The sequence below is a fragment of the Sphingomonas sp. genome (genome assembly GCF_019635455.1).
GTDB lineage: Bacteria > Pseudomonadota > Alphaproteobacteria > Sphingomonadales > Sphingomonadaceae > Sphingomonas.
Map to the genome: position 1 here is coordinate 175,046 of NZ_JAHBZJ010000003.1, position 13,909 is coordinate 188,954.

At 66.6% G+C, this 13,909-nt stretch carries 11 protein-coding genes and 1 riboswitch; of the genes, 4 read left to right on the top strand and 7 right to left on the bottom strand.

The window, feature by feature from the left end:
• Positions 1–32: 32 nt before the first annotated feature.
• From KF783_RS05650 to KF783_RS05660, 3 genes are all read right to left on the bottom strand, one after another.
• Positions 33–935: a CoA ester lyase gene (locus KF783_RS05650; RefSeq protein ID WP_294077265.1), complete on the bottom strand. Its 903-nt coding sequence runs from the start codon at positions 933–935 to the stop codon at positions 33–35.
• Positions 932–1,387, bottom strand: a complete 456-nt coding sequence (locus KF783_RS05655; RefSeq protein WP_294077267.1) for a MaoC family dehydratase — start codon at positions 1,385–1,387, stop codon at positions 932–934. The genes KF783_RS05650 and KF783_RS05655 overlap by 4 nt, the downstream gene beginning before the upstream one ends.
• A 77-nt stretch (positions 1,388–1,464) precedes the next feature.
• The gene (locus KF783_RS05660; protein WP_294077268.1) at positions 1,465–3,393 is read right to left on the bottom strand and encodes a TonB-dependent receptor; all 1,929 of its coding nucleotides are present in this window, start codon (positions 3,391–3,393) and stop codon (positions 1,465–1,467) included.
• Between the two features lie 168 nt (positions 3,394–3,561).
• Positions 3,562–3,780, bottom strand: a riboswitch (cobalamin riboswitch).
• A gap of 244 nt (positions 3,781–4,024) precedes the next feature.
• On the opposite strand from KF783_RS05660, the gene KF783_RS05665 reads away from it, so the two are divergent.
• On the top strand, positions 4,025–6,172 hold the full coding sequence (locus KF783_RS05665) for a M3 family metallopeptidase (protein ID WP_294077269.1): 2,148 nt from the start codon (positions 4,025–4,027) through the stop codon (positions 6,170–6,172).
• Between the two features lie 29 nt (positions 6,173–6,201).
• Here KF783_RS05665 and KF783_RS05670 read toward each other — a convergent pair whose 3' ends face one another.
• The 3 genes from KF783_RS05670 to tpiA form a co-directional block, all read right to left on the bottom strand.
• Positions 6,202–6,894 (bottom strand): hypothetical protein, encoded by a 693-nt coding sequence (locus KF783_RS05670; protein ID WP_294077271.1) that lies wholly within the window; start codon positions 6,892–6,894, stop codon positions 6,202–6,204.
• A gap of 56 nt (positions 6,895–6,950) precedes the next feature.
• Positions 6,951–7,298 (bottom strand): hypothetical protein, encoded by a 348-nt coding sequence (locus KF783_RS05675; RefSeq protein ID WP_294077273.1) that lies wholly within the window; start codon positions 7,296–7,298, stop codon positions 6,951–6,953.
• Between the two features lie 110 nt (positions 7,299–7,408).
• The gene (gene tpiA, locus KF783_RS05680; protein WP_294077274.1) at positions 7,409–8,155 is read right to left on the bottom strand and encodes a triose-phosphate isomerase; all 747 of its coding nucleotides are present in this window, start codon (positions 8,153–8,155) and stop codon (positions 7,409–7,411) included.
• Positions 8,156–8,275: 120 nt separating this feature from the next.
• Here tpiA and KF783_RS05685 point away from each other — a divergent pair, with 120 nt between their 5' ends.
• Both KF783_RS05685 and trpE read left to right on the top strand, forming a co-directional pair.
• A complete protein-coding gene (locus KF783_RS05685) occupies positions 8,276–10,219 on the top strand; it encodes a SurA N-terminal domain-containing protein (protein WP_294077275.1) in 1,944 nt (647 codons plus the stop codon).
• A 5-nt stretch (positions 10,220–10,224) separates the two neighbouring features.
• The gene (trpE, locus tag KF783_RS05690; protein ID WP_294077276.1) at positions 10,225–11,745 is read left to right on the top strand and encodes an anthranilate synthase component I; all 1,521 of its coding nucleotides are present in this window, start codon (positions 10,225–10,227) and stop codon (positions 11,743–11,745) included.
• A gap of 19 nt (positions 11,746–11,764) precedes the next feature.
• Here the strand turns inward: trpE and KF783_RS05695 are convergent, their stop codons facing one another.
• Positions 11,765–12,178 carry a hypothetical protein gene (locus KF783_RS05695; RefSeq protein ID WP_294077277.1) on the bottom strand — a complete coding sequence of 138 codons (414 nt, stop codon included), beginning with the start codon at positions 12,176–12,178 and terminating at the stop codon, positions 11,765–11,767.
• Between the two features lie 362 nt (positions 12,179–12,540).
• Here KF783_RS05695 and KF783_RS05700 point away from each other — a divergent pair, with 362 nt between their 5' ends.
• Positions 12,541–13,905, top strand: a complete 1,365-nt coding sequence (locus KF783_RS05700) for a class II 3-deoxy-7-phosphoheptulonate synthase (protein WP_294077559.1) — start codon at positions 12,541–12,543, stop codon at positions 13,903–13,905.
• Positions 13,906–13,909: the final 4 nt, after the last annotated feature.

Here is a 13,909-nt window from a genome sequence, read left to right on the forward strand (position 1 = left end):
TGGTTAACCCACGTTCGATTTTGATACGCGCGCTAGTTAACGCCGAACGCCCCGGCCTGGTCGAGCACGCGCTGCGCCGCCTTCAGGTGCGGAATGTCGTACATCTTTCCGTCGATGCCGATCGTCCCGACGCCCGGCGCGGAGGCAAAGGCATCTACGACCCGACGGGCGTGCGCGATCTCGTCTTCATCGGGGGTGAAGCCGCTGTTGATCGATGCGACCTGTGCCGGATGGATGGCCAGTCTGCCGCCAAACCCTTCGCCCCGCGCCTCCCGGCAACTGGCGCGAAGCCCGTCCTCGTCGCGAAAGTCGGCGTACAGGGTCTCGATCGCCGGCACGCCGGCGGCATGGGCCGCCAGCAGGCACAGGGAGCGCGCCATACGAAAGGTGAACGCCCACCCCCCGTCGGCGGCGCGATTGCCGCTCGCCCCGATCGCTGCGGCAAGGTCCTCAGCTCCCCAGGTCAGGCCCGCCAGGCGCGGCAGCGAGGTCTTGGCGAATTCGCCCAGGTGAAAGGGAGCGGTCGCCGTTTCCGTCGCGACGGGGATGATCGCGGTCGCGCCGGCGGCGATCCCGTTTGCCGCCTCGAACGCGTCGAGATAGTGGGACAGGCGCGCGACGTCCGCCGGGCCGTCGATCTTGGGCTGAAGAATCCCGTCCGGTTGACCCGCCATCACCGCCGTCAGATCGGCAAGCGTCAGCCCGGTGTCGAACGGATTGATCCGCACCCATAGTTGCGGCCCGCGCGCGCCGGCGGGATGCGCCCGAAGATAATCGCGAACCAGCTGGCGGGCGCCATCCTTGTTTTCCGGCGCGACCGAATCCTCCAGGTCGAGGATCACCGCGTCCGCACCGCACGCGGCGATCTTTCCCATCTTCTTCTCGCTGTCCCCCGGGATGAACAGCATCGAACGAAGCGGCCGGCGCGCGCTCATGCCTGGGGCCGCTTGCGCTGAAGACCAGAGCGCTTGCACGATGCGACCAGATCGCCGTGCTGATTATAGGCACGGTGGAGGAAGGTGACGATCCCCGCCTCCGGCCGCGATCGCGATTCGCGCAGCTCGATCACCTCCGTCACCACGTTCACCGTGTCGCCGTGGAACAGCGGTTTTGGAAAACGCACCTCGTCCCAGCCGAGATTGGCGACCGCCGTACCCAGCGTCGTATCGCCCACCGAAATGCCGACCATCAGGCCGAGCGTGAAGGCGGAGTTGACGATCCGGGCGCCGAACTCCGTCCCCTTCATATATTCCTCATCAAGGTGAAGAAGCGCGGGATTATGGGTCATCGCGGTGAACAGGACATTGTCCGTCTCGCTCACCGTCCGCCGGATCGGATGCTCGAACGTCTGTCCGACATGCATCTCGTCGAACCAAACCCCTGCCATCGCCCATCCTCCGCTTGTTCTTCTGCCCCGCGCTTAGGCCTTTCCGCGCGGAAAGGCCAAGCCCCGGACGCGGTCCTTCAGAATCTGGCGCGCATGCCCGCGACCCCGGTGATGCCGGGATTGGTGAAGCTGAAGACGCTTTCATACCGCGCGTCGAGCAGATTATCCCCGCGCGCGAACACCGACAGCGTCCGGGTCACCCGCCATTCCGCCGCCAGATTGACCAGCGCATAATCGTCCAGTCGCACGCGCACCGGCACATAGGAAGGATCGATATAGGCAAGGTCGCGCGCAACGCCGGTATAGCGGACGACGGCATTGACCGACACGCGCCCGTCCGGCGCGGACCAGTTCACCGCCAGGCTGGCGCTGTGGGGCGGCCGACGCACTTCCTCCGCCCCGCGCTCGCGCGCATGAAGCCAGGTATAGGCGCCGTCGATCCGCCAGCCGGCGCCCAGCCGCGCATTCACATAGGCCTCCACGCCATGCTGGCGCGACCGTCCGGTGCTGTTCGCCGGCGTCGCGACATAGGTGGGGGCGGGATAGCTGGTGTAGATCTCGTCGCGCAGCACGCTCTGGAAATAGGTCGTGCCGAACACGATTCCCCCGCCATCGACCTGTTGCTCGATCCCCGCTTCCCAACCTTCCGACCGTTCGGGCTTCAGCGCCGAATTGCCGATGAAGCGCCCATCGATATAGCCATAAAGCTCGTAAAATCCGGGGTTCTTCACACCCGATCCAGCCGCCGCGCGCAGCCTGGTGCCGCTGGCGAAGCGATAGCTGCCCTGAAGGCGATAGGTCGTCGTGTCGTCGAACAGATCATTGGCGTCATGGCGCAACGACGCACCGAAAGCGCCACGCTCGCCAATGCGCGCTTCATATTGCGCGACGATGCCGACATTGGAGACATGGCGGGCGCCGGTGAACGCGAACCCGGTCGGATCGGTGTTGCGATAGCGTTCGCGCTCGACATCGGCGGCCACGGTGAACAGCTGGCGAAATGCCGCCCCCCCCAGCGTCAGCGTCGTTTCGTACGATCCCTTCAATCGCGTGCCGACATCGCCATAGCTGCGGCCCGCCGCATTATATCCGTCGCGGCGGGTATCCGCGATCTGTCCACTGACGCTGTGGCTCCACCGGCCGTCTAGCAGGGTGAAGGTTCCGCGCAGCAGCGCGTACAGCCCCTCGCTCTCCACATGGTTGCCCGGCGTATCGACGACATAGCCGAAGGTCGGGCTGGCGGGGTTCGAATCGGTGTCGTTGAAATCCTGCCGGCTGTGCGAATAGCGCGCCACGGCGGTGATCCGTGCATCGGCCCCCGGCTGCCAGTTCCCCTTGAACGCGATCGCCCCGGTATCGTCGCGCAGGTCGCGTCCGCCGGTGCGGGCATTGCTGGTGCCAGCCATGGTATTGAGCGTCGCGGTCAGGGCATAATCCGCCACGTCACCCCCGCCGGCGGCGCGGACAGCGCCATTGACGGTTCCCAGCGATCCGGCCTCGATACGCGCCGACAGGCCGGGCATCTCTCGCCCGGTGGCGGTGATATAGTGAATGACGCCGCCGATCGCGTCAGAGCCATAGATCGCGCTCTGCTGTCCGCGCAGCACCTCGATGCGGCCGCCCGCATCGGCGGGGAGCGTGCCAAGGTCGAATTCGCCGGTGAACGGATCCGACACCTCGATCCCGTCGATCAGGACCAGCACCTGGTTCGCCTCGGTGCCGCGCAGGCGGATCTGCGTCTGACCCGGGACGCGGGCGACCGCGACGCCCGGCACGTCGCGCAGGATATCGGCGACCATCCGCGTCTGTCGCTCCTCCAGCGCGGCGGAGTCGAGCACGGTAACCGCGCCGCCGGTCTGGCCGACCGGAATCGCGGTGTCGGCGCGTGTGCCGGTGACGATCAGGTCCTGATCGGCGGCACCGTCCGGGTCGACGGTTTGCGCCCAGGCGGGCGTGGCGGCGGCTCCGGCGAGCAGGAGCGCGGGTACAAAACGGATATGCTTCATCGATCTTCAGTCCCGGCGTCGAGCGACATCGACCGGGGCCTCCGCGCGAACGGTCGATGACGGGCCGCGGACGGACGCTGACGCCCCGGCCCCTCACCGATGCGGCCCCCGCCGCACGTTCGTCGCTCAGACGAAAGACTTCGCGCCCGGTCAGTCCCATGAACCCGGCAAGAGCGACATCGCTCCGGTCGGTCTCCTGGCTCGCGGGTCATCGTCCGGCATCCGCCTTCCCGAAGGAAAATCCTTCAGTGGCTGCGCCCCGATATCGGGACACGTGCATGCCGCACTCGCCGCTCACAGTTGCAGGGTCAGCCGCAGATTCACCCAAAGGTCCACTGCGTTCCCGGTACCGGCGCGATCGGCCCCACCCAAAGGCGTGGCCGCCGCCCCGTTAGGCCGCGATGCCCGACAGGGCAAGCCGGACGAATGAAAATCGCCGGAACCGGCATCGCGCGCCACCTCCCGCGCGCAACCACGATGCTTCACGCGCGTGGTTTATGATATACTATCGCGTTCGGATCGTGCCGGGTTCGAGTCGTTGGCGATCCTGTCCGACGGCGCGATGCAACCATTCGGCATGGTCCCACGTTGCCCGCGCGGCGCCCCCCGCCCGCTTCCTCTGGAGTATCCCATGCGTTTCACCTCCGCGATTTCGGCCCTCGCCCTGCTATCGACTCCGGCGCTCGCCCAGACGCTGCCCGCGTCCAATCCGTTCGCAAAACCAAGCAGCCTGCCGTTTCAGGCCGCGCCGTTCGACCGGATCAAGGACGCGGATTATCAGCCGGCGATCGAGGCCGGGATGGCGGCGCAGCGCGCAGAGATCACGCGGATCGCCGACAACAAGGCGCCCGCCACCTTCGACAACACGATCGCGGCGATGGAGCGTTCGGGCCGGCTGCTCGAGCGGGCGTCGCTCGCATTCTACACGGTGACCGGGGCCAATACCGACGAGGCGCTGCAAAAGGCGGAATCCGCGCTGGCCCCGAAATTCGCGGCGCATCGTGACGCGATCGCGCTCAATCCCAAGCTCTTCATGCGGGTGAAAACGCTATATGACCGCCGCGCGACGCTGGGCCTGTCTGCCGAACAGCTTCAGGTGCTCACCCTCAGCTATCAGGACATGGTACGCGCCGGTGCGCTGCTCTCGCCCGCCGACAAGAAGGTGTTGAGCGGATATAATCGCGACCTTTCGACGCTTGAAACGACGTTTCAGCAAAAGCTGCTGGCGGCGGCAAAAGCGGGGGCGCTGGTCGTCGATGACAAGGCGAAGCTGGCGGGCCTGTCGGACGCGGAGATCGCGGCAGCGGCGGATGCGGCAAAGGCCCGCGGCCTGGCCGGAAAGTGGGTACTCCCGCTTCAGAACACCACCGAACAGCCGGCGCTGGCCTCGCTGACCGATCGCGCGACCCGAAAGGCGCTGTTCGACGCCTCATGGACGCGCGCGGTGAAGGGAGATGGCAACGATCTGCGCGGAACGATCTCGACCATCGCCATGCTGCGCGCGAAAAAGGCCAGGCTGCTGGGCTTTCCGACCTGGGCCGATTACGTCCTGGCGGACCAGATGGCGCGAACGCCGAAGACCGCGCTGGCCTTCATGCAACAGATGGGCGCACCCCTCGCCGCCGAACAGAAGCGCGAGGCGACCGAACTCCAGGCGCAGATCAAGGCCGATGGCGGCGATTTCGAACTGCGCCCCTGGGACTGGCAATTCTATGCCGAACGCCTGCGCAAGGCACGCTATGACCTCAACCAGGACGAGCTGAAACCCTATCTCGAAATCAACAAGGTGCTGGTCGATGGCGTCTTTCGCGCCGCGACCGAACTGTACGGCATCACGTTCAAGCGCCGCACCGACATCCCGGTGTGGCACCCCGACGTCATGGTCTATGAGGTGTTCGAAGAGAATGGCCAGCCGCTTGGCCTGATGTATTTCGATTACTGGAAGCGCGACAACAAGCAGGGCGGCGCGTGGATGTCGAACCTCGTCAACCAGTCGAAGCTGTTGGGGACGAAGCCGGTCATCTACAACATCGCCAATTTCACCAAGCCGGCCGCGGGGCAGCCCGCGCTGATCAGTTTCGACGACGTCACCACCATGTTCCACGAATTCGGCCATGCTCTGCACGGCCTGTTCGCCAATCAGACCTATCCGAGCGTGTCCGGGACCAACACCGCGCGCGATTTCGTCGAGTTCCCGTCGCAGTTCAACGAACATTGGGCGCTCGATCCCAAGGTGCTTCCGCATTATGCGGTCAACTACAAGACCGGGGCGCCAATGCCCCAGGCGCTGATCGACAAGATCCGCCGCGCCTCCAGCTTCAATGTCGGATGGGATGTCGGTCAGACCCTGGCCGCCGCCGAACTCGACATGAGCTGGCACGCCCTGAGCGCCGACGCACCGAAACAGGATGCCGACGCGTTCGAGAAACAGGCGCTGGCGGCGACGGGACTGGACGTGGCGGACGTGCCGACCCGCTATCGCTCCACCTATTTTCTGCACATCTGGGCGAACGGCTATTCGGCCGGCTATTATGCCTATCAGTGGACGAAGATGCTGGCGACCGACGCGACCGACTGGTTCGAACGCAACGGAGGCCTGACCCGCGCCAACGGCCAGCGCTTCCGCGACCTTATCCTTTCAAAGGGTCATACCGAGGATTATGCGCCGATGTTCCGTACCTTCTACGGGAAGGATCCGGAAATCGGTCCGTTCCTCAAGAATATGGGCCTGAATGCCGACGGCAGCCGCATTGCCCCGGATCCGGCACCCGCGAAGTAAACATATCGTCCCGGCCGGCGCGGCGGCGCTCAATCGATGTTCACACCCGCCGCCGCGCCGATCGCCGACACGACGATCACCAGGACCAGGAAATAGCCGACAATCCAGGCCAGTACCTTGCCCCAGTGCCGTCGATAGAGCGCCGCGTAGCTCGCGGTGAAGAAGAACATCGTAACCGGCGTGGTGATCCCCACCGGGTCCTCGACCCTGAGCGCCGCCATTACGCCCTGGACCAGCACCAGCCAGGGGTAGAGCAGCGCGCCGATCGCCAGCGTCGTCACGACGAATGCCCCGTAACGCACGGCGCGGCCGCCGCGATTGAGCAACGGATGGACCGGGGAATAGAGCAGCACCAGCACCACACAGGCGATGAGCGCCTCGCTCACCTCATCGACGATCGGTAACGTCACCGGGGTCAGCGCGGGTCGGTCCACCACCGCGTTCACCAGCGCCGCGATCGCCGTCGCCGCCAACCAGAAGGCGAGCGCCTCCCCCCATCCGAAGCGGCCGGCGCGGATCGCATCGACCAGCCTGCGGGGGAACAGGATCGCCCGCGCCTGCTCGAAATAGTCGAACAGCGGCGCGAACATCAGTTTCGCCGCACGCATCGGGGCGCGGCCGCGGATCAGCGGCGAACCGCAATCGGCGCAGTAATTATGGCTGGCGGCGAACCCGCATTCGGGACATGGCCGCCCCGGCTCCGACACCGCCCCGTCCGTCATCGCGTCCCCGCCTGCTGTCCGGGATTCAGCCTAGCGCGCTGTTTTCACGCGGACAATCATCCTTCTGGCGACCGCTCGACGCGGTCGATCCGCACCGCCCCCACCGCCCATAGCGCCCATGCGATCAGCAACGGCTGGGCCAGAAGGCGCGGGACGTGATACCATGCCGACAGCCCCCGTCCGCTCCCGCCCAGCCATGTCAGGTCGATCATCGCGTGCTTGACGTTGGCCGGCCATACACAGAGCGCATAGAGCGCGAGCGCCCAGCCGGCCGTCAGCCGCCACTTGCGCGTCATCAGCCCCGCCGCGCCCAGCAACTCGGCGATGCCGGTGGTCCGCACGACCTCGGCAGCGTCCCACGGCACCCAGGCGGGAACGATCCGCACCATCGCATCGGTGAACACGAAATGCGCTAATCCAGCTGCCGCATAGAACAGGGCGAGCGCCCATCGCCCGAGCCGGCGGCGAGCACCCTCGACCGGGGCGGGCGACGGCGCGGGCGACGGCGCGGGAGTCAGAGCGCCGCCGCCGCTTCGATGATCGGCACGAACTTCGCGGCGGTCAGGCTGGCCCCGCCGACCAGCGCGCCGTCCACATTGTCGATCGCCAGAATGTCGCCGGCATTGGCGCCGGTGACCGACCCGCCATACAGGATGCGGATTCCCTCAGCGCGCTCCCTTCCGATCATCATCGCCAGCTTCGCACGGGCGATGGCGTGGATCGACGCGATCTCTTCCAGCGTCGGGGTGCGTCCCGTGCCGATCGCCCATCGCGGTTCATAGGCAAGGGTGAACCAGCTGCCATCGGCATCGTCGGGAACCGATTTCTCGATCTGCGACTGAACGATCCGCTCGGCCCGGCCGGCATCCCGCTCCGCCTCGGTCTCGCCAACGCACAGGATGACGTCCAGCCCGTGGCGGTGGGCCGCCGCCGCCTTGGCCCAGGCATCGTGGCTCGTCTCATGCTGGTCGGCGCGCCGCTCGCTATGCCCGACGATGGTCAGCGTGGCGCCCGCATCCTTCAGCATCGGCGCGGAGATACAGCCGGTATGCGCTCCCGAATCCGCTTCGTGGCAATCCTGTCCCCCGATCGGCAGCGCGCCCGCAACCGGCACCGCTGCCGCGATCAGCGTCGCCGGCACGCACAACGCCGCATCGACCCCCGGATGGGCCGCAGCCGCGGCGGCGATCGCCTCGACCTCGCCCAGCGTCGCCGTGACGCCGTTCATCTTCCAGTTGCCCGCCACCAGCTTGCGCCGCATTCGATCCTCCCGCTGTCCGATTTCGGACATCGCGTTAGGCGGCGGCGGTGGCGCACACAAGCTTGATGAGGCGCGCGCACGTCCCTAAAGCACCCGCCAGACTTCATCGATCGGATATCCATGCTCAGCTTTCTGCGGCGCCTGCTCTTCTCGACTGCCGGCAAGTTCATCGCCCTCGCCCTGCTTGTCGTCATCGCCATCGCCTTCGCGCTCGGCGACGTCATGCATCTGGGGCAGAGCGGCGCCCCGGCGGGCGGCGCGCTGGTTCAGGTGGGCGATGCGAAGGTGACCGAACAGGAACTGCGCGCCCGTATCAAATCGGCGTTCGAACGGGTGCGGCAGGAGCAGCAGATGCTCGACATGACCCAGTTCGTGAACAGCGGCGGTTTCGACCAGGTGCTCGAACAGGTCATCAACAGCCTGGTGATCGAACAGTTCGCGCAGCAGCAGGGCATGGCGGTGTCCAAGGCCTCGGTCGATGGCGAAATCGCGTCGATCCCGGCCTTTCAGGGCATTGACGGCCGATTCGACCAGGCGAAGTTCGATCAGTTGCTGGCCCGTGAAGGCATCACGGCGGACCAGCTGCGCGCCGATGTTCGCCGCGAAACGCTGAACCAGTGGCTGATCGCGCCGACCCTGACCGGGGTCGAGGTGCCGTCGAAGCTGGCGCTGCCCTATGCCTCGCTGCTGCTGGAACGGCGCAAGGGAACGGTCGGTTTCGTCCCGCTATCGGCGATCGATCCCGGCAAGGCGCCGACCGACGCCGAAGTGAAGGCTTTTTATGACCGCAACGCGACCCGCTACACGCTGCCGGAACGCCGGGTGATCCGGTATGCGATCGTCGCGCCGTCGCGCTTCGCCGCCGTGTCGAAGGCGACCGATGCGGAAATCGCCGACGCCTATAAGCAAAAGGCCGCCGAATATGCGCCATCGACCAAGCGGTCGTTGACCCAGCTCGTCGTCGCCGACCAGAAAATGGCGGAGGGCATCGCCGCGAAGGTGAAGGCGGGAGCGAGCCTGTCCGACGCCGCCAAGGCCGCAGGGCTTCAGGCATCGACCGTCGATAGCGCCGACAAGGCGACGCTGGCGCGCGACACCAGCCAGGCGATCGCCGACGCCGCCTTCGCCGCACAGCAGGGTGCGCTGGTGGGACCGCTGCGCTCCCCGCTCGGCTGGCACATCGTTCGCGTCGAAAAGGTGACGCAGGTGCCGGGCAAGACGCTGGCGCAGGTGCGCGGGACGCTCGCCGAAGAGATCGCCAAGCGCAAGGAAGCCGAAGCGCTCGCCGATCTGCGCGCCAAGATCGATGGCGCGGTCGGCGACAACGCCACCTTTGACGAGGCGGTCGCCGAAGCGAAGGTCGAGGCGAAGACCACCGACCCGCTGTTCGCCGACGGCCGGACGATGGACAGCGGTCAGGCACAGCCCGATCCGGCGATCGCACAGATCGCGCAGGGCGGCTTCGCGATGGATGCGAGCGACGATCCGCAGCTGATCCCGATCGGCCAGGATGGCGGATTCGCGCTCATCAAGACCGAACGCGTGATCGCCGCCGCGCCGCGTCCGCTCGCCGATATCAAGCCGCGCGTCGCCGCCGACCTGATCCGCGACCGCCAGCTACAGGGCGCGCGCAAGGCTGCCGCCGCGATCCTCGCCGAGGTGAACAAGGGGACGCCGATCGCCGATGCGATGAGGAAGAGCGGCCTGCGCCTTCCCCCGCTTCAACCGCTTGACGCCTCGCGCGCCCAGCTGGCGCAGATGGGCCAGCAGCTGCCGCCGCCGGTCCGCCTGATGTTCAGCATGGCGGAGAAAAAGGCCAAGATGACCGAAGCGCCGCAGGGCGCGGGCTATTTCATCATCTGGCTCGACCAGATTGAGCGCGGCGACGCCAAGGGCAATGACGCGTTGATCCAGCAGACACGCGGGCAGCTCGGCCAGATTCTCGGCAATGAATTCGCCGAGCAGTTCGTGGCCGCGCTGCGCAAGTCGGTCGGCGTCAAGCGCAACGAGGCGGCGATCGCGCAGCTCAAGGCGCAGCTCGCCGGTCGCGCCTCGGCCGACTGAACCCGATGACGTTCGCCGTCGGCCTGGAGGGCGTCGCGCAGGCGCGCGCGGCACTGGCCGACGGCCGGCCGGCACTGGTCTGGCGGCGCCAGCTCGCCGATACCGACACGCCGGTCGCCGCCGCGCTGAAGCTGATCGAGCCGGGGCGCGGCGATTTCCTGCTCGAATCGGTGGAGGGCGGCGCGGTACGCGGGCGACACAGCCTGATCGGACTCGCCCCCGATCTCGTCTTTCGCGCCGAGGGGCAACGCGCGGAAATCAACGACCGCTGGCTGAGCGACCGCGCCGCATTTCACCCCTGTCAGTCCTCCACGCTCGATGCGTTGCGCGATCTGGTGCGCCTGTGCCGGATGGACGTACCAACGGAACTGCCGCGCGCGCTCGCCTGTCTGGTCGGCTATTTCGGGTATGAAACGGTCGGCCTGGCAGAGAAATTGCCCCGCGCCGACAGCGACCCGCTCGGCCTTCCCGACATGATTTTCGTCCGGCCGACCGTCGTGCTGATCTTCGATCGGCTGACCGACGCGCTTTTCGTCGTCGCGCCGGTGTGGCCGGACGCGGATTGCGATCCCGACGATCTGATAGCCATCGCCGCCGATCGGATCGATGCCACCGCTGCCCGGCTGGCCGCCGCCGCGCTTCCGGCCCGCGCCCGGACGGCGGCGCAACCGATCGATCCGCAGCCGGTGATGAAGCCCGGGGACTATGCGGCGATGGTCGGCCGGGCGAAGGAGTACATCACCGCCGGCGACATCTTTCAGGTGGTGCTGGCGCAGCGCTTTACCGCGCCCTTCGCGCTGCCCCCGATCGAACTGTATCGCGCACTGCGCCGCATCAATCCCTCGCCATTTCTCTATTATCTCGATCTTCCCGGCTTCGCGCTCACCGGCTCCAGCCCCGAAATCCTCGTCCGGATGCGCGATGGAAAGGTCACCATCCGCCCGATCGCCGGCACGCGCCCGCGCGGCGCCGATGCGGAGGAGGATGCCGCCAATCGCGCGAGCCTGCTCGCCGATGAGAAGGAGCGCGCCGAGCATCTGATGTTGCTCGATCTGGGCCGAAACGATGTCGGTCGCGTCGCCCAGGCGGGAACGGTCCGCGTCACCGACAGCTACACCGTCGAATTCTACAGCCATGTGATGCACATCGTGTCGAACGTGGTCGGCACGTCGCGCCCGGATGCCGACGCGCTCGATGCGTTGTTCGCCGGTTTCCCCGCCGGCACCGTCAGCGGCGCGCCAAAGGTGCGCGCGTGTGAGATCATCGCCGAGCTGGAACCCGAACAGCGCGGGCCATATGCCGGCGGCGTCGGCTATTTCTCGCCAGACGGTTCGATGGACAGCTGTATCGTCCTGCGCACTGCGATCGTGAAGGACGGCACGATGCACGTCACGGCCGGCGCCGGCATCGTCGCGGACAGCGATCCGGCCTATGAACAGCGCGAGTGCGAGGCCAAGGCCGGCGCGCTGTTCGCCGCGGCGCGAGAGGCCGTTGCGCGCGCCGCCGCGCCGGGCTTTGGTCAGTAGCGGACGCCGGGCAACCGCTTCATTCGTCTTGCGCGCGTGGAATATTCGCCTCCTCGGCCTTTTTGGCGGCCTGCTCCGCCTTCCACTGTTGCAGCATCTTGAGCGTGCAGCCGGTCTGGCCATTGCTGCCGATCGGATTGCAACTGCCCGGCAGGGTCGCGCGGTTCACCTCGTCGATCAACTCGGCGCGACGCACCCAGCTGGTATTGGCGGGGCGTTCGGGGCTTTTGCGCAGGCTCTTGGGAATGCGAAACGGCGATTCCCCGCCGCTGTGGCACACCACGATCTCATCGGCGGCGGCGGCCGGACATTTGTCGTCGCCATAGAGGATGACGCTCCGCACCTTCTGGGGCGGCTCGCTTCCCTCGCCGCCGGCATCCTGCGCCAGGGCGGGGGACGCGACGATCGCCATGAACAACGCCAACCGGATCATCTGGACACTCCCGAAAACACCCGCCACCTAACACCCGATCCGCATGAAGCACGGCTGAACCACTGCACCCAGCGCAAATTACCCGAAAAGGGTGAAATTAGCCCTTGCACCTCTTTACCCGCCCTGGGTAAAGGGCGCATATCATGACGACACTCGCCGGTACCAAGATTCGCCGCTTCCGCGAAGACCGCTCGCTTTCCCGTGCCGCCTTCGGCGCGTGGTTCGACACCCCCGGTTCCACGGTCCAGGGGTGGGAGGAGGACGGCAAGCGCGCGTCTCCCGCCGTGTTGAACCAGATCGCCGCAAACGGAATCGCGCATCATCAGGACTGGTACGTCCATGTCCGCAACCTGGAGCAGGCGATGGACTGGACCCCCGACAGCTGGACGAAGGCCGAGGCCCGACAGCTCCCGGATTACCCCGATCAGGCCGGACTGAAATCCGCAACGGATCAACTGGCCAGCTTCCCGCCGCTGGTTTTCGCCGGCGAAGCACGCGCGCTGACCCAGGAACTGGCCCGCGTGTCGCGCGGCGAAGCGTTTCTGCTTCAGGGCGGCGATTGCGCGGAGAGCTTCGCCGAATTCCACCCCAACAATATCCGCGACACGTTCCGGGTGATCCTCCAGATGGCGGTGGTCCTCACCTTCGCGTCGAAGCTGCCGACGGTGAAGCTCGGCCGGATGGCGGGCCAATTCGCGAAGCCACGTTCGGCGCCGACCGAAACCATCGATGGCGTCGAACTGCCCAGCTATCGCGGCGACATCATCAACGACATCGCCTTCACCCCGGAATCGCGCATTCCCGATCCCCAGCGGCTGATCCGTGGCTATACCCAGTCGGCGGCGACGCTGAACCTGCTGCGCGCCTTTGCCAGTGGCGGTTACGCCAATCTGCACCAGGTCCATAAATGGACGCTCGATTTCATGGGCAAGAGTCCGTGGAGCAAGAAGTTCGCCGACGTCGCCGACCGGATCGGCGAGGCGCTGGATTTCATGCAGGCATGCGGCATCGACGCGGACAGCGTCCCGCAGCTCAAGGCGACCGACTTCTACACCAGCCACGAAGCGCTGCTGCTCCCCTATGAACAGGCGCTCACCCGGCAGGACAGCCTGACCGGCGGGTGGTACGACACCAGCGCCCATTTCCTGTGGATCGGCGATCGCACCCGGTTCGACGGGTCGGCGCATGTCGAATTCCTGCGCGGCATCGGCAATCCGATCGGCATGAAATGCGGCCCCACCCTTGAGCCGGACGCACTGTTGCGCCTGCTCGACACGCTGAACCCGGGCCGGACGCCCGGGCGGATGACGCTCATCACCCGCTATGGCCATGACAAGATCGAGAGCGGCCTGCCCGCGCTCGTCCGCGCGGTGAAGCGCGAGGGACATCCGGTGGTGTGGAGTTGCGACCCGATGCACGGCAACGTCGTCAAGGCGGCGAATGGCTACAAGACGCGCCCGTTCGAGCGGATCCTGGCCGAAGTGCGCGGTTTTTTCGCCGTTCACCGCGCGGAGGGGACGTTCGCCGGCGGCATCCATTGCGAGATGACCGGGCAGAACGTCACCGAATGCACCGGCGGCATGATCGACGTCACCGAACAGGGTCTGGCCGACCGCTACCACACGCATTGCGATCCCCGGCTGAACGCGGGTCAGAGCCTGGAACTGGCGTTCCTGCTGGCCGAGATGCTGAACGAGGAAATGGCGGAGCGCCGCAAGGCGGCGTGAGCCG

Excerpts from the sequence above, each read along its gene's own strand:
- KF783_RS05670 (WP_294077271.1), bottom strand. The coding sequence starts at position 6,894 with ATGACGGACGGGGCGGTGTCGGAGCCGGGGCGGCCATGTCCCGAATGC.
- trpE (WP_294077276.1), top strand. The coding sequence starts at position 10,225 with ATGACGTTCGCCGTCGGCCTGGAGGGCGTCGCGCAGGCGCGCGCGGCA.
- KF783_RS05665 (WP_294077269.1), top strand. The coding sequence starts at position 4,025 with ATGCGTTTCACCTCCGCGATTTCGGCCCTCGCCCTGCTATCGACTCCG.
- tpiA (WP_294077274.1), bottom strand. The coding sequence starts at position 8,155 with ATGCGGCGCAAGCTGGTGGCGGGCAACTGGAAGATGAACGGCGTCACG.
- KF783_RS05685 (WP_294077275.1), top strand. The coding sequence starts at position 8,276 with ATGCTCAGCTTTCTGCGGCGCCTGCTCTTCTCGACTGCCGGCAAGTTC.
- KF783_RS05695 (WP_294077277.1), bottom strand. The coding sequence starts at position 12,178 with ATGATCCGGTTGGCGTTGTTCATGGCGATCGTCGCGTCCCCCGCCCTG.
- KF783_RS05660 (WP_294077268.1), bottom strand. The coding sequence starts at position 3,393 with ATGAAGCATATCCGTTTTGTACCCGCGCTCCTGCTCGCCGGAGCCGCC.
- KF783_RS05655 (WP_294077267.1), bottom strand. The coding sequence starts at position 1,387 with ATGGCAGGGGTTTGGTTCGACGAGATGCATGTCGGACAGACGTTCGAG.
- KF783_RS05650 (WP_294077265.1), bottom strand. The coding sequence starts at position 935 with ATGAGCGCGCGCCGGCCGCTTCGTTCGATGCTGTTCATCCCGGGGGAC.
- KF783_RS05700 (WP_294077559.1), top strand. The coding sequence starts at position 12,541 with ATGGACTGGACCCCCGACAGCTGGACGAAGGCCGAGGCCCGACAGCTC.